Origin of the sequence: Paraburkholderia tuberum STM678, from assembly GCF_902833905.1 — a bacterium.
Classification (GTDB): domain Bacteria; phylum Pseudomonadota; class Gammaproteobacteria; order Burkholderiales; family Burkholderiaceae; genus Paraburkholderia; species Paraburkholderia tuberum.
This window is the reverse complement of record NZ_CADFGP010000001.1, coordinates 270,602-284,929: the sequence shown is the minus strand read 5'-3', so window position 1 is coordinate 284,929 and position 14,328 is coordinate 270,602. Positions and strand designations below refer to the sequence as shown.

Here is a 14,328-nt window from a genome sequence, read left to right as displayed (position 1 = left end):
GCGCGTGAAGGGGGTGAACGCGCAGCCGCTACAGCTTGTAGCCTATCGTGCGCAAAAGATCCTTGCGCCATTGAATGTCCTCCGCGCTTTCCGTGCCGACAGGCGAAAAACCATCGACCACGCCGACGATGCCTCGCCCCTGATCTGTTTCAGCGATCAGCACTTCGACGGGATTCGCCGTTGCGCAGAAGATGCGGCAGACCTCCGGCACGGCCTTGATCGTGTTCAGCACGTTGACGGGGAAAAAGCCGTCGCCCAGAAACACGAAGAAGCTATGGCCCGCGCCGACGTTGGTTGCGTTCTGGCATGCCATCTCGACGAGGCTTTCGTCGGTGCCGGAGCGCCGCACGAGGCGCTTGCCGGAAGCCTCGCAAAACGCGAGACCGAACTTGATGCCGGGCACCGTGCCGACCATCGCTTCGTGAATATCCTCGACAGATTTGATGAAGTGGCTTTGCCCGAGAATGAAGTTGGTCGCTTCGGGCTTGACGACCTTGACGGCGGACAATTGCATGGTGGACCTCGCTCCATTGCGGCAACACGCCGATGAAAACACGTCGAACACGGGCCAACGCGACCGGGGATGGTTCGCGCGTCAGCCGGTCTTCGTCGATCCGGCTTCTAGCCTAGTACTAACCGCGCGTGAGCGAAACCTCGACCGACCACGAGCCGCGGGATTCGAACGCGCCCGGACACCGCTTCCGGGTCGCGCGAGTCCAGGATCGAGCAGGCAGAGAAAGCCTGACTTATGGCGGCACTGATCGACCAAAAGCCGATTCAACCTCATAGCGTTTTGACCCGCTTTAAACCCCCATCGCACCGCGGCAACCTCTCCGGGTCAACAAGGTCAACCGCCGGTTTACGCCCCCGACCGAGTGTGCAAGTATCTTCACCAAGCCGCATCCCGCACACTCTTGCGAGGTTCACGATGGCCTGGAAACTTTGGAAGACCGAGAAGCGGTACGACGAGACGCGAAGCTGGCCGAGCGGCACGCATGAGTCGTTGAAGCAGCTTCTGGATATGTACCTGGGCAGCGACTCGCCACCGTTTGCGAACTGGGCCGCGCCTGGAATTACTTTTGCGCCCGAAGTCGAAACGCTCGCGCGAAACGGCGTCCGGGGGTATCAGCTTGCCCTCTGGTTGTGGCTTTTCGCCGAGAAGCACGGCACGATCGCGGCAAAAATGGTGCGTGAGTCTTTGTGCCTGCTCGCCGACGCGATGCAACCGTCGTCCGGCGACAAGATCGACTCGCTCCTCGACCTCGAAAACCGCCTCGCGCATTCTGTCGAGGACCTTTCCGCTCAACAGCGCACCTTCCGACTGGAGGGTCTGTCCGTCGAGCTACCCATGGAGTTTTTCCTCGCTACTGCCTTCCTCAGGCTCGCACCGGACTCGCCTTATGCCGGGAACGAAGGCACCGACCTGCAAGGCAACGACTTCAAACTGGCCGACTGTTTTCAGCATGCAACCGAAGAGGGGCTGGCAGTATTCCGGCCCATGATAGACGCGGTCGACTTCGACGCGAAATCGCTGCCCAACTGGAGATGGAGCGCTCATCCCGGCGCCGCCGAGCGACACCTGCAACGCCGCCACAAGAATCCCCTGTTCGCCCTTCATCGCCAGATGGTGACGGCTCACGAGGTCTATGAGGCGCGGCTTGCCGACGCTCGGGCCATCGAGGACATCAGGACCGAGCTCAATGAGACTAGCCGGTCGTTCTCCGAGACGACCGAATTGCCCTTGAACTGGCAGCCCTTCCTCGAAGGATACCGGGACCACGTCGACAGGCTTGACGAACGCCGGCTCGTCGTTGGCGGACAGAGCACGCCGCTCGGCAACGCAATTGCAGCGTTGCGCGCCGACATACTTGCGACCTGGCGCGCTTCGATTCACAAGAACCGGCACAGTCTCGCGACTCTGGAGCAGGAAGAAGCGAAACGGGCTGAGCGACGGACGCTGCTGTATGGATGCGAATGGACGGCCCAGCTTTTGAGCCACGGGTCGCTGATCCCGGCGGAAGAGGTGGTTCCCGCCCTGCTAAGCGAGCCCCCCTCCGAGCTGGAAAAGGTGGTGACCGGTTTGCGGGGCGAACCGCGACTGCATGAGACGCTTGCGCAGTGTTGCGCAACTGCGCATCGGCTTGTGAACGAGCTTCGCGCGGCTGGCCATCAGCTTCCCGACATCGACGATAAGCTTCGCATTCTGGATGGTGCGCCCGGCCAGTTGCGGGTCTGATCGTCTTCGAGGTGTGCCATGTCTTGTTACCTATTTGGATGCCACGCCCGACCCACAAAAGGCCACTTATGAACTCTTCCTCTCGTGACCCGCTCGATGTAGCGACCGAGGCAGTATCTACGCTTTCAGAGTACCTGGAGCTTTCGCTAGACAAAGGAAAGAGCCTGATTTTTGTGCTCTCTCAAGGCGAAAATTGCGAAGTCTACCTTGGTGATCCTGGCGAGCCAGACGCGGACTGGACAAGCTGCGCGGCCATTCCGAACAAGCTGGTCCACGCGCTTCTGGAGACCACGCGGTCAGGATTCAACCAATTGGTCATTGAAGGACAGGCCTACCGCTTCGCTCGGACCTTCGCGCAAGTTGCCGAGCAGGGCGCTGTCGTCTTCACACCTGCGTAGACGTTGTAGCCAATCAAGTTGATGCATTTGATCATGGATGATCGTGACGATTTCCTTGTGCGCAACATGGCGTTCCGCGAGGTCGATCTGGCGGTCGAATGGGCTGCGGCAGAGGGGTGGAATCCGGGCCTCGACGACGCGAGGTGCTTCTGGAATGCAGACCCCAACGGCTTTTTCGTCGGTACCTGGCGCGGGGAGCCGGTGGCATGTATCTCGGCGGTCGCCTACGATGAGCGCTTCGGTTTCATTGGCCTCTACATCGTCAAGCCGGCGTTTCGCGCCAGGGGTTTCGGTCTGCGCACCTGGCAGCACGCGATGCGCTATCTGGGAGATCGTACGATCGGCCTCGATGGTGTCGTTGCCCAGCAGCAGAACTATAAAAAATCCGGCTTCCAGCTCGCCTATCGCAACATCCGCTTCCAGGGCGTCGTGCAAGCTGCGTCGACGCCAAACCTGACGAACGCGCGGGAGGTACCCTTCGCGCAACTGGTTGCCTACGACAGCGCATGTTTTTCGACCGCCCGTCCCCGCTTCCTGGCGGACTGGATCGCGCAACCACAGGCGCTGGCCCTGGCGGCTGTGCGCAATGCTCAGATAAGGGGGTACGGCGTGCTGCGCCGTTGCGGGACCGGCTACAAGATCGGTCCGCTCTTTGCCGACGACGCACGGATCGCCAACGATCTGTTCGACGGACTGGTCGCGAGCGTCGCAGGCGAAGTCATCGCGTTCGACGTGCCGGAGGTCAACACGGCAGCCGTAGCGCTCGCTGAACGCTACGGCATGGTTAGCGCGTTCGAAACGGCGCGAATGTACACTCGCGCCCCGCCAGCCATTCCCGTGCAACGCGTGTTCGGGGTGAGTTCGTTCGAACTAGGTTGACTGCAAAGATCGAGCCGCTGGAAACAAATCCGTCGGTGATGCGCCAGATCTCCACTACGATCCGTAGCGGTCCGCCCCGAAAGGGAACGATCATCGAGCGACCGTAAGCGACGACTCACGCTTCAATCTTCACTTCGTCGCGCGAAGGCTTGGTACGAACGCTCAGATAGCCGACGGTCTTGCCGCTTTCAATCACCGGTGTGACGTTCGCGCATACCCAGTAATGGTCGCCATTCTTGCGGCGGTTTTTCACGAGCGCTGTCCTCGCGACATGAACGTCACTTTCGCGAGACCCACTTCTTCCTTTCCGGAACTTCGACGGTGGCGCCGACCGGTGTGAACGGTGCGTGAAAATGATCAACGAGGAAGTCGATGAAGGCGCGCGCCCGCGCGGTCTGATTGCGCTGCCTGGGGTAATAGACGAACAGGTCCGCGGACGGCAGCACGGTATTCGGCAGCACCAGCTTAAGGCGCCCGCTCTGTACATACTTGGCCAGATCCCATTCAGAGCGAATCAGAATCCCATGACCGTCGAGCGCCCACCGAAGGACAATGTCGCCGTCATTGCTCGATAGCGCGCCTTTCACCTTGATCGCCTCGATGTGGTCGTTCACGATGTAGCGCCACACGCCATAAGCGTCATCGTTCTGCCGATGAATGATGCAGCGATGCTGGTGCAGGTCCTCCACCCGCTCGGGCGTTCCAGAACGTTCCAGATATTTCGGGGACGCGCAAAGAAAACGGCGATTGCTCATGATGCGCCTCGCGCTCAGACGACTGTCGGGTAGCTCGCCGAACCGTATCGCCATGTCGAAGGCCCCTTCGACGAGATCGACCGGCCGGTCTGTCACCTCGAACTGAACTTCGACATTCGGAAAACGCTTTGCGAAGTCGGAGACGAGCGGCGCGATGGTGGTCCTGCCAAAACCGAGCGTCGCGTTGATGCGCAACGGCCCATGCGGATCGCGTCTGGCGCCGGATATGGCCTCCTCCATCTCTCGGACCTGCCCGACGATCTGGGACGCGTAGCGCAGATAGGTCTCGCCCTCGGGTGTCAGGCTGACGCTGCGCGTGGTCCGGTTGACCAGACGCGCGCCGAGCCGCTGCTCGATGATCCCCAGCCGCTTGGTCGCCGCTGGCGGACTCAGATCGAGCGCCCGGGCGGCGCCGGACATGCTCCTGAGTTTCGCCAGGAGAATGAAGAACTCAAAGTCGGATGCGGGAGCAGTACTCACTTTTGGTGAAATATGTAGTGAACGTAAGTGAATTCTAGCAAGCTCTTTCGCGGCTAAGCTAAGCACCACATTGAAGCCGGTGTGGCTCAATAACTGTTCAACTCTCTGGAGACAGTGGCGTGAGAATCGTTGAAATCCGCGAAAAAACCGTTCCGATCAGTTCCCCGATCCGGAACGCCTACATCGACTTCAGCAAAATGACCTTGAGTCTCGTCGCGGTCGTCACGGACGTCATTCGCGACGGCAAGCCGGTGATCGGCTACGGCTTCAACTCGAACGGCCGTTACGGTCAGGGCAAGCTGATGCGCGAGCGCTTCATCCCGCGCCTGCTCGAGGCCGCCCCTGCCTCGCTGGTCGACGACTCCGGCGACAACCTCGATCCCCACAAGATCTGGGCGACGATGTTCATCAACGAGAAGCCCGGTGGCCACGGTGAGCGGTCCGTCGCCATCGGCACGATCGACATGGCCGTCTGGGACGCGGTGGCGAAAATCGCGGGCAAACCGCTGTTTCAGCTCCTCGCGCAACGGTACGGCAATGGCGAGGCCAACCGCAAGATCTTCGTCTACGCGGCGGGCGGCTACTACTATCCGGGCCAGGACCACGAAAAGCTCAAGGATGAGATGCGCAGCTACATCGACCGGGGCTACACGGTCGTGAAGAAAAAAATCGGCGGTGCCTCGCTCGACGAAGACCTGCGACGCATCGACTCGATCCTCAGCGTGCTGCAGGACGGCCAGAAGCTCGCGGTCGATGCCAATGGCCGCTTCGACCTCGATACGGCGATCAGGTATGCGAAGGCCCTGTCGCAGTACGACCTGTTCTGGTACGAAGAGGCGGGCGACCCGCTCGACTTCGAGTTGCAGGCGACGCTGCGCAACTACTATGACAAGCCGATGGCAACTGGCGAAAACCTGTTCTCGATGCAGGATGCTCGCAACCTGATCCGCTACGGCGGCATGCGCCCCGATCGCGACTGGCTGCAATTCGATTGCGCGTTGAGCTACGGCCTCGTTGAATATCTGCGAACGCTCGACATGCTGCACCAGCATGGCTGGTCGCGCAGCCGTTGTATTCCCCACGGCGGGCACCAGATGTCGCTGAACATCGCGGCGGGCCTCGGACTTGGCGGCAACGAATCGTACCCGGACCTGTTCCAGCCATACGGCGGCTTCCCCGACGGCGTTCGCGTCGAGAACGGATATATCACGATGCCGGAGCTGCCCGGCATCGGCTTCGAAGGCAAATCCGACCTCATCGCCGAGATGCGCAAGTTGGCTGAATAACGCGCGCGCGCAACGGCACCGACCAGTATTCCCGGTTGAATGGCTCATATAAAGACGGAACGAAGCCGGCTCAATGCGGCCTTTCCATGCTGCTGCGTGGGAGGGCCGCATTTTCCCTTTGAAGACGCCACGCACAGGAGACAGACATGCCAGTATCGAAAGTAAGAAGAGCACTTTCCAAGCTGTACGTTCAGGTCCTCATCGGCATCGTGGCCGGTGTCCTGCTCGGCCACTTCTACCCCGAGCTCGCCTCGCAGATGAAACCGCTGGGCGACCTGTTCATCAAGCTGATCCGGATGCTGCTTGCACCGATCATCTTTGCATCGGTCGTGGTCGGGATTGCGCGCATGAACGACCTTCATCAAGCGGGCCGGGTAGGCGTGAAAGCCCTCCTGTATTTCGAACTGGCCTCGACCATTGCGCTCATAGCGGGAATGGTGGTCGTCAATGTCATCAAACCCGGCAGCGGAATGAACATCGATCCCTCGCAGATCGATGCCGCTGCGATTTCGACCTACACGCACGCGGCGCAGCAACACGGCATGCTCGACTTCTTCATGAGCATCGTTCCGAATAGCATCGTCGGGGCATTCGCCAAAGGCGAGATGCTTCCCATCATTTTCTTTTCAGTCCTGCTCGCCATCTCGCTGGCAAAGCTCGGACCTCGTGCCGCGCCATTCGTCGACATGCTCGACATGTTCCTTCAAGGAATGTTCGGCGTCGTGCGAATCGTCATGTACGTTGCTCCGATCGGCGCGTTCGGGGGCATGGCCTTCACCATCGGCAAATACGGCATCGGCACCTTGGCATCGTTCGGCGAGTTGATGCTTTGTCTGTATCTGACTTCGTTCTTTTTCGTGTTCGTCGTGCTCGGCCTCGTCATGAAAATGTGCGGGCTATCGCTGTGGAAGTTTCTCCGCTACATCAGGGACGAGATTCTGATTACGCTCGGCACGGCGTCGACGGAAGCGGTGTTGCCGCAGATGCTGATCAAGATGGAGGCACTGGGCTGCCCTCGCCCAGTGGTCGGCATGGTCTTGCCCACCGGCTACACGTTCAATGCCGATGGAACGGCGATTTATCTGACGATGGCGGCCTTGTTCATCGCCCAGGCGATGAACGTCCACCTGAGCATCTGGGACCAGTTGCTCGTGCTCGGCGTCCTGCTGCTCACGTCGAAGGGCTCTGCGGGTGTGGCCGGGGCGGGATTCGTCGCACTGGCCGCGACGCTCGCCTCGATGCACAAGATTCCCGTGGAAGGCCTCGTGCTGCTGCTCGGCGTGGACCGCTTTCTCAACGAGGCGCGCGCAGTCACGAACCTGATCGGTAATGGCGTTGCCACCGTCGTCGTCGCTCGCTGGGAGGGGCAACTCGACAGGAACCTGGCGCGCGCGGTGCTGGATCGCGACAATACGCCTCACTTCCGCACACCTGGTCCTGCCGCGCAACCGGTGATCCCGCCGGCACCGACGACCGAAGCCGCCGCGGTTCTCGACGGCTCGCCGAATCATCAATAGAACTGAACTTTTCCGGGTGGGTGCCGTTAATGCAGAGACACCTCACTCCACCGCATTCAGCATGAAACTGACCATCAAGTTCCGTCTTCTCGCCACACTCACCTTGCTCGGGTTCCTGCTGACCGTGACCGGCGTGCTGGGGATCGCCGGCATGCGTGGTTCAAACCATGCCGTTGCGCAGGCGTACACGAACGACGTGGCTGCCGCAACCGCGCTCGGCAAGTCCAACCTGAACCTGACGGTAGTGCGTACCACGCTCGACCGCGTGCTGCTGCACCCGGAAGCAGCGGACAGAGCCGCGCTCATCGATAAGGCCCGCAACTATCTTGCGGTCTCCGACAAGGCCTGGCAAGAGTACCGCGCACTGCCCGTTTCCGAGGCCGAGGCGGCCTTGTCGAAGGCCGTGGCCGACGCCCGGGAAGCGATGCTGCATGGCGCACTCGAGCCGATGATGGACGCGATGAGCCGTGGCGATCATGAAGCCGCCGACCACGATGCGATGGTCGTGATGCCACCGCTGTCGGCGGCTCTCACGCAGAAAACCGCGGATCTGGACAAGTTTCGCAACGAGCAGGGCAATGTGCGTTACAAGACGGCACAGGACCGCTATGACACCCTCGTGACAATTACCGGAATCGCGATCGCCGTCGGTCTTCTGACCTGCGTCAGCTGCGGTTTCACGCTGCTTCGCGCAATCGCGCGCCCGATCGATATGACGGTGCGCCATGTCGAGCGACTCGCTCAGGGTGACATGTCGCAGCAATTGCGCTTCGACAGTGATGACGAAATGGGTCGCCTCGTCAGAAGCGTCGGGCAGATGCAGAAGGACATCGGCACGATGATCGAACAGATCGCGCGCGGCAGCGAGTCGATCGCATCCGCGACCCAGCAGATCTCTGCCGGCAACGCGGACCTGTCGGCGCGCACCGAGACGCAGGCGGCGTCCATCGAGGAAACGGCGGCGAGCATGGAGCAACTCACCAATGCCGTCACGGAGAACGCCGCGCACGCGCGTGAAGCGCGCGAGCTGGCCGACGCGACGAAGACGACGGCCGGTGCGGGTGCGGACGTGGTGCGTCAGATCATCGCCGCGATGAGCGACATTCACGACGGTGCGAAGAGGATGGGCGAGATCATTGGCGTGATCGAAGGCATCGCCTTTCAAACCAACATCCTTGCCTTGAATGCGGCTGTCGAGGCTGCTCGCGCCGGAGAGGAAGGACGTGGCTTTGCCGTCGTCGCTGGCGAGGTGCGCAATCTCGCCCAGCGCTCAGCGACAGCGGCGAAGGAAATCAAGGAGCTTATCGACGCCTCGACGGCCCGCGTCGCGGACGGTTCGCGCCTGGTCGGTCGGGCCGGTGAGACCATGGGCGAAGTACAGACGGCCGTCAGCCGCGTCACGTCGATCATGAGCGACATCGCGACGGCCTCGGCCGAACAGAGCGATGGCATCGAGGAAGTCAATCGGGCGATTACGCAGATGGACCAGATGTCGCAGCAAAATGCCGCGCTGGTCGAGCAGGCAGCCGCCGCGGCCGCGTCGCTGACCGAGCAGACCGGTCTGCTGACGAAGACGGCGGGTCGATTTCGCTTTGCGTCCCTGTCCTGATGCCGCGCTATGGGCTCGCCTGCCGCTGCCGGCCTTAGCTGCGCGCGTCGCCGGAGGTCGTGGCGTCGGGCTCGCCGGTAGGCACCGCCTCGAGAAAGCCGCGCCCCATCTCAGCCTCGAAGCGCGAAGCGCTGCCCTCCCAGATGATGCGTGCATGTTCGAGCACGTAGACACGGTCCGCCTGCGGCAGCGCAAACCTGACGTTCTGCTCGCCCAGCAGTACGGTAATGGGCGTGGACTTTTGCAGCGAATCCAGCGCTTTCGACAATTGCTCGAGAATCACGGGCGCGAGCCCCAGTGTCGGTTCGTCGAGAATCAGCAGCTTCGGCTGGGTCATCAGCGCGCGCGCGATCGCGAGCATTTGCTGCTCGCCGCCGGAAAGCGTGCGCGCGGTCTGGCCCTGGCGCGATTTCAGGATCGGAAAGAGATCGAACAGCCACGACAGCTGTTTGGCGCGCACCGTATCGGCGAGATGATATCCGCCGAGTTCGAGATTCTCGCGTACCGTCATATCGCCGAATAGCTCGCGCGTTTCCGGGCATTGCACGAGGCCGGCGCGCGCGATCGCGGCTCCGCTGCTGCCGCGCAGATCGCGCCCGTCGAAGCGAATCGTCCCTTTGTACGGCACGAGGCCCGAGAGCGCGTTGAAAAGCGTCGTCTTGCCCGCGCCGTTCAGACCGACAACCGATACGAACTCGCCCTCGCGCACCTGCAGACTGACGTCGTCGAGTGCGCACGCCTTGTCGTAAAGCACACGCACACCGGTCACCTCGAGGATCGTGGGTCTGGCAATGCCCGCGGCTCCGGTGCGCTGGCGCAACTCCAGCTTGCTGCCCAGATAGACCCGGCGCACCGTCTCGTTCTGCATCACTTGTTCGGCGGTGCCCTCGGCGACATGCTCGCCAAGGTACATCGCGAGCACGCGGTCGGCGAGCGCGGACAGACTTTTGACGTTGTGATCGACCAGCAGCACCGCGCGGCCTTCGGCGCGAAAGCCGCGAATCAGCTCGGAAAACGCCTCCGATTCCGCCACCGTCAGTCCCGCGAACGGCTCGTCCACCAGCACGACCTGCGGGTCGCGCGCAATCGCTTTGGCCATCTCCATGCGGCGCAGATCCGCAAATGGCAGTGTCGCGGGATGCCGATGCATGACGGCGGCAAGGCCCACACGCGAGGCAATTTCCTGCGCGCGCCGGTGCACGTGCGGTTCGGCGGCCAGCTTGACGAGCGAATCAGGAAGCAGCGCGAGCTTGATGTGTTCCAGCACCGTCTGCCGATGGAGCGGCCGCGAATGCTGAAACACGATGCCCACGCCCGCGCGCGCGATCCGGTGCGGCGCCCAGCCGGCCATCTCCACGCCATTCACCTTGACCGACCCCGCGTTGGGCCGCTCGATGCCCATGATCAGCTTCATGACGGTGGACTTGCCCGAGCCGTTTGGTCCGATCAGGCCAAGAATCTCGCCGGGCCGGATGTCGAAGCCGATATCCTTCACGGCGACGAGACCGCCGAAGCGCTTGGTCAGTCCGCGTACGCAGAGCAGCGGCGTGTCGCTCATTGGCGCTCCTTCGCACGCAGCAGATTGCCGAGCAGACCGTCTGGAAAGAACAGCAGCGCCGCCAGTGCGACCGCCGCGACCACGAATGTGTTGAGCTGGCCGAGCGGGCGCAGAAACTCGCCGGCGACGATCAGGAAGATCGAGCCGAGCACCGCGCCGAGTATCGTGCGGCGTCCGCCGAGCACGGCCGCGATGATGATCTGTACTCCCACGCTGAGATCCACCACCGTGCTCACGGAGGCCGTGCCCTGGTAGAACACCAGCATCGCGCCGGCCACGCCGGAGAAAACGGCGCTGATGCAAAAGGCCACGAGCTTGTGTCGCGTGACATTGAAACCCAGCGCCTGCGCGCCGGTCGCGTCCTGGCCGCTTGCCTGCAGGATCAGACCGACTGCCGAACGCGACAGGCCGAACAGCAGGACGGCGCAAACGATCAGGAACGCGAGCGCGATCCAGTAGTTATGGTTCGCATCGACCGACATCACGTCCGGCACCATCATGCCGATCTCGCCACCAGTTATGCCCGCAAAGATCACGATGGCGTTTTGCAGCAGCAGCACGGCCACGAGCGTAACCAGCCCGAAGTAAGGACCGCGCAACCGCAGCGCGGGCACCGCCAGCAGCAGACCGCCCACCAGCGCGACGCCGCCGCCAGCGAGCACGCAAACGGGTATGGGCAGACCCCATCTGGCGTCGAGGATCGCGGCCGAATAGGCGCCGAGTCCGATCAGGAACGTCGGCCCGAAGTTGACCTCGCCGGCAAAGCCGAACAACAGGTCCCACGACATGGCGAACACGCCGAAGTAATACGCAACCGTGAGCACGCCGAGGATGTAGCCCGAAAGCCACCACGGCAACGTCGCCGCCATCGCGACGAGCGCAACGGCGATCCATGCGCCACGCGAACGGAGAAGAACGGACATGGGGGTACGCTCCATTCGCACTGTTAACGGCGTCCCAGGAAGCCCTGGGGTCTTACATACACCACGAGCACCAGCAGCAGCAACGCGGGCAGCGGCCGCAGGGTCGGCGCGATCAGATAGGCCGTAATGGTTTCCAGATAACCGACGACATACGCGGCCATTAGCGAACCGGACACGCTGCCGAGCCCGCCCAGCACCACAATGGAGAATGCGCTGGCCGTGAGCTGCCCCGCATTGTTGGTGCTCACGCCGAGGAACGAAGCGAGCAGCACGCCCGCGATACCGGCCAGCACCCCATAGATGCTCCACGCGAGAAGATAGATTCGGGAGAGTTCGAAACCGAGCAGCGTGAGACCACGAGGGTTCATCGAAGCCGCGAGCAGCGCCTTGCCCGCGCGCGTGCGGTTCACGAACAGCCACAACATGGCGATCACGGCCCAGCAGACCGCCGCGATCATGATTTCGTTGAACGGCACGCGCACGCTGCCGACCATCGCCACACCGCTGATCAGCGGGCGCATCGTCACCGGGTTGTCGGTGAATAGCCACGCCATGCCCTGCTGGATCATGATGCCCCACAGCAGCGTGCCGGTGAGCACGAAGATTTCCTTCTCTTCGGCGGGAATCGCGGCCGAGCGTTGAATGGGCCGCACCACCATCAGGTAGGTGACGAAGGCCGTCACGAGACCCGCCAACACGCCGAGCAGCGTGCCGAGATAGGTGCCAAGTCCCGCCTCGCCCGCGAGCATCCAGCCCATCAGCGCCGCGACCAGCATCACGCCGCCGTGCGCGAGATTCAAGATGCCGGAGACGCCGAAGATCAACGTGAAACCGATCGCGCCCAGCGCGTAGAGCGAACTGATCGCAAAGCCGTCGACGAGAATCTGCAGTAGCAACATGCCCGGCCTTTCATGTTGGTTAAGGTGTCGATGCGTGCGCTGTCCGGGCCTTCGCTACGCGCGGGTCCGGACAGTCGCGATCGTCGCGCTGCTAGTTCGCGCTTGCCTGCTGCACCTTCATGAAGGTCGGGAATTTGACCACGCCGTTGGCAATCGACTTGGGCCAGATCGCAACCTGCTTGCCGTTTTGCCATTGCAGGTCGATGCCCGTGATATAGCCGGGCCCGTACTTCAGCGCGTGCGTGAACTGATCGCTCTTGCCGTAGAACTGCCAGCGTCCGATCGTGCCCACGTAGTCGGTTTTCTCGAGTGCGTCGACCATCCGGTCCGGATCGGTCGAGCCCTTGTTGCGCTTGATCGCGTCCGCGAGGATGTAGACGAGGTCGTAGCTCGTGAAGCCGCAATACGCCGGAGAAACGCCGAACTTCTTCTGATACTCATCCGTAAAAGGGATCGTTTTCGGCGTGATCGCCACGCCCGGCGCCGCGGCCGAGGCCGTGATCACGCCTTCCGTCGCGCCGTTCGTGTCCTTCCAGAAGCTCGTGGTCGTGGCCTGCGAGCTTTGGCCCGACATCGGGATCGGCACCTGCTGGTCGTGCCATTGCACGGTCGGCTGCACGCCAACGTGGCTGATGCCGGTGGTGATCGTATCGGGGTGCTTCGCCTCGATCTGGTTGAAGATCGGCGTGAAGTCGGAAGTGTCAGGATTGAAGCGGATGTGATCGAGCACCTGAAGCCCCGCTTTGGGCAGGCATTCGAGGTAGCGTTCGTCGAGCGGCTTGGTCCACGCCGCGTCCTCGCTCATGACGACCGTCGTTTTCATCTTGAACTGGCCGACCAGAACGTCGTGTGAGAAGTCGCAGATGGACTGTGCGATGAACGCCGACGTCATCCAGCCGTGGAACGTGTACTTGTAGTGGTCGTAGTCGTCGTGAACGTGCTTCGAGATGTCGTTGCTAGCCGCGCCGGGCGTAATGAAGGGCATCTTCAGGCGTCCCGACCACGGCTCCATCGCGAGCGCCACTTCGCTGATGTAGCTGCCGATCACAGCGACCACCTTGTCCTGGGTCGCCGCGCGCTGGAAGGCGCGCACGCCGTCCGAAGCCGATGAATGGTCGTCGTACGCGACGATCTGGATGGGCCGGCCATCGACGCCACCGCTGGCGTTGATCTGGTCCGCGGCGAGTTGCGCCGCCTTGCTGATCGAAGCGCCCGCCACCGAGGATTCTTCGCTGATCACGCCGATCTTGATCGGCTCTGCCGCCGCATGGGCGCCTGCCGGCAGACCCAGGCCCGCCGCTACCATCCCCGTCGCGATGACGCAATGAAAGTTTCGCCACACACTGTTACTGGACATCATGCATCTCCGATTCGAAAGGATCGTTGAGCAACATTTGCCCGCCACATCGCAGCATTTGAAGAATGCGCACACAACAATATTCACGGGACTCGCAGCGCTCAATCGGTACAAACGATGACCGGGTCCCTACGGATTTCATGGTGCAGAGCGGAAAAAATTTTGCCGCCCGCGCCGCCGGACGCGGTTTGTCGTTTGTCCATAGTGAGAGCGAATGGCTATGGACCGCGAGATTAGCGGCCTTCGTCCTCTCGCTCATTCGTGATCCGAAGCATTGTGGCCGCATCGCTTTGCGGGGTTGGTGCGGCGGTTCAATGGACCAATCCGCGCCATGATCAGCCGAGGGCGGTCGCGGCGCGGAAACGGACCACGCGGCAAGCGTGCCTGCGTGCGGGTCCGAACACTGCGCGGCAACCCTGCTTGCTGACACA

At 62.1% G+C, this 14,328-nt stretch carries 13 protein-coding genes; 6 read left to right on the top strand and 7 right to left on the bottom strand.

The features are described 5' to 3' along the window. Positions 1-28: 28 nt before the first annotated feature. On the bottom strand, positions 29-514 hold the full coding sequence (locus HWY30_RS01320) for an adenosine-specific kinase (protein WP_018422486.1): 486 nt from the start codon (positions 512-514) through the stop codon (positions 29-31). 414 nt (positions 515-928) lie between these two features. On the opposite strand from HWY30_RS01320, the gene HWY30_RS01315 reads away from it, so the two are divergent. The 3 genes from HWY30_RS01315 (at position 929) to HWY30_RS01305 (ending at position 3,513) form a co-directional block, all read left to right on the top strand. Continuing rightward, on the top strand, positions 929-2,236 hold the full coding sequence (locus HWY30_RS01315; protein ID WP_090810949.1) for a tryptophan leader peptide: 1,308 nt from the start codon (positions 929-931) through the stop codon (positions 2,234-2,236). Between the two features lie 68 nt (positions 2,237-2,304). Then, positions 2,305-2,634 carry a hypothetical protein gene (locus HWY30_RS01310; protein WP_090811860.1) on the top strand — a complete coding sequence of 110 codons (330 nt, stop codon included), beginning with the start codon at positions 2,305-2,307 and terminating at the stop codon, positions 2,632-2,634. Between the two features lie 33 nt (positions 2,635-2,667). After that, positions 2,668-3,513 (top strand): GNAT family N-acetyltransferase, encoded by an 846-nt coding sequence (locus tag HWY30_RS01305; protein ID WP_090811858.1) that lies wholly within the window; start codon positions 2,668-2,670, stop codon positions 3,511-3,513. Between the two features lie 115 nt (positions 3,514-3,628). Here the strand turns inward: HWY30_RS01305 and HWY30_RS01300 are convergent, their stop codons facing one another. Both HWY30_RS01300 and HWY30_RS01295 read right to left on the bottom strand, forming a co-directional pair. Then, positions 3,629-3,766 carry a hypothetical protein gene (locus HWY30_RS01300; protein ID WP_167368780.1) on the bottom strand — a complete coding sequence of 46 codons (138 nt, stop codon included), beginning with the start codon at positions 3,764-3,766 and terminating at the stop codon, positions 3,629-3,631. Between the two features lie 25 nt (positions 3,767-3,791). Then, entirely contained in the window at positions 3,792-4,688 is an 897-nt protein-coding gene (locus HWY30_RS01295; RefSeq protein ID WP_244144729.1) for a LysR substrate-binding domain-containing protein, read from the bottom strand. Between the two features lie 179 nt (positions 4,689-4,867). Between HWY30_RS01295 and HWY30_RS01290 the strand changes: the two genes are divergently transcribed. The 3 genes from HWY30_RS01290 to HWY30_RS01280 all read left to right on the top strand — a co-directional run bounded on the left by HWY30_RS01290 (position 4,868) and on the right by HWY30_RS01280 (position 9,160). Continuing rightward, positions 4,868-6,034 carry a mandelate racemase/muconate lactonizing enzyme family protein gene (locus HWY30_RS01290; RefSeq protein WP_090810943.1) on the top strand — a complete coding sequence of 389 codons (1,167 nt, stop codon included), beginning with the start codon at positions 4,868-4,870 and terminating at the stop codon, positions 6,032-6,034. A gap of 146 nt (positions 6,035-6,180) precedes the next feature. Continuing rightward, a complete protein-coding gene (locus tag HWY30_RS01285) occupies positions 6,181-7,551 on the top strand; it encodes a dicarboxylate/amino acid:cation symporter (RefSeq protein WP_090810941.1) in 1,371 nt (456 codons plus the stop codon). 61 nt (positions 7,552-7,612) lie between these two features. Next, complete coding sequence (locus tag HWY30_RS01280; protein WP_090810939.1) at positions 7,613-9,160, top strand: methyl-accepting chemotaxis protein; 1,548 nt, start codon at positions 7,613-7,615, stop codon at positions 9,158-9,160. Between the two features lie 34 nt (positions 9,161-9,194). Here the strand turns inward: HWY30_RS01280 and HWY30_RS01275 are convergent, their stop codons facing one another. The 4 genes from HWY30_RS01275 to HWY30_RS01260 all read right to left on the bottom strand — a co-directional run bounded on the left by HWY30_RS01275 (position 9,195) and on the right by HWY30_RS01260 (position 13,897). Further along, complete coding sequence (locus tag HWY30_RS01275; protein WP_090810937.1) at positions 9,195-10,718, bottom strand: ATP-binding cassette domain-containing protein; 1,524 nt, start codon at positions 10,716-10,718, stop codon at positions 9,195-9,197. Then, on the bottom strand, positions 10,715-11,641 hold the full coding sequence (locus HWY30_RS01270) for a branched-chain amino acid ABC transporter permease (protein ID WP_090810935.1): 927 nt from the start codon (positions 11,639-11,641) through the stop codon (positions 10,715-10,717). Before HWY30_RS01270 ends, HWY30_RS01275 begins: the two co-directional genes overlap by 4 nt. Positions 11,642-11,664: 23 nt before the next feature. Continuing rightward, complete coding sequence (locus tag HWY30_RS01265; protein WP_090810933.1) at positions 11,665-12,540, bottom strand: branched-chain amino acid ABC transporter permease; 876 nt, start codon at positions 12,538-12,540, stop codon at positions 11,665-11,667. A gap of 91 nt (positions 12,541-12,631) precedes the next feature. Continuing rightward, complete coding sequence (locus HWY30_RS01260; RefSeq protein WP_090811856.1) at positions 12,632-13,897, bottom strand: ABC transporter substrate-binding protein; 1,266 nt, start codon at positions 13,895-13,897, stop codon at positions 12,632-12,634. Positions 13,898-14,328: the final 431 nt, after the last annotated feature.

Excerpts from the sequence above, each read along its gene's own strand:
- HWY30_RS01320 (WP_018422486.1), bottom strand. The coding sequence starts at position 514 with ATGCAATTGTCCGCCGTCAAGGTCGTCAAGCCCGAAGCGACCAACTTC.
- HWY30_RS01315 (WP_090810949.1), top strand. The coding sequence starts at position 929 with ATGGCCTGGAAACTTTGGAAGACCGAGAAGCGGTACGACGAGACGCGA.
- HWY30_RS01310 (WP_090811860.1), top strand. The coding sequence starts at position 2,305 with ATGAACTCTTCCTCTCGTGACCCGCTCGATGTAGCGACCGAGGCAGTA.
- HWY30_RS01305 (WP_090811858.1), top strand. The coding sequence starts at position 2,668 with ATGGATGATCGTGACGATTTCCTTGTGCGCAACATGGCGTTCCGCGAG.
- HWY30_RS01295 (WP_244144729.1), bottom strand. The coding sequence starts at position 4,688 with ATGTCCGGCGCCGCCCGGGCGCTCGATCTGAGTCCGCCAGCGGCGACC.
- HWY30_RS01285 (WP_090810941.1), top strand. The coding sequence starts at position 6,181 with ATGCCAGTATCGAAAGTAAGAAGAGCACTTTCCAAGCTGTACGTTCAG.
- HWY30_RS01280 (WP_090810939.1), top strand. The coding sequence starts at position 7,613 with ATGAAACTGACCATCAAGTTCCGTCTTCTCGCCACACTCACCTTGCTC.
- HWY30_RS01275 (WP_090810937.1), bottom strand. The coding sequence starts at position 10,718 with ATGAGCGACACGCCGCTGCTCTGCGTACGCGGACTGACCAAGCGCTTC.
- HWY30_RS01270 (WP_090810935.1), bottom strand. The coding sequence starts at position 11,641 with ATGTCCGTTCTTCTCCGTTCGCGTGGCGCATGGATCGCCGTTGCGCTC.
- HWY30_RS01265 (WP_090810933.1), bottom strand. The coding sequence starts at position 12,540 with ATGTTGCTACTGCAGATTCTCGTCGACGGCTTTGCGATCAGTTCGCTC.
- HWY30_RS01260 (WP_090811856.1), bottom strand. The coding sequence starts at position 13,897 with ATGTCCAGTAACAGTGTGTGGCGAAACTTTCATTGCGTCATCGCGACG.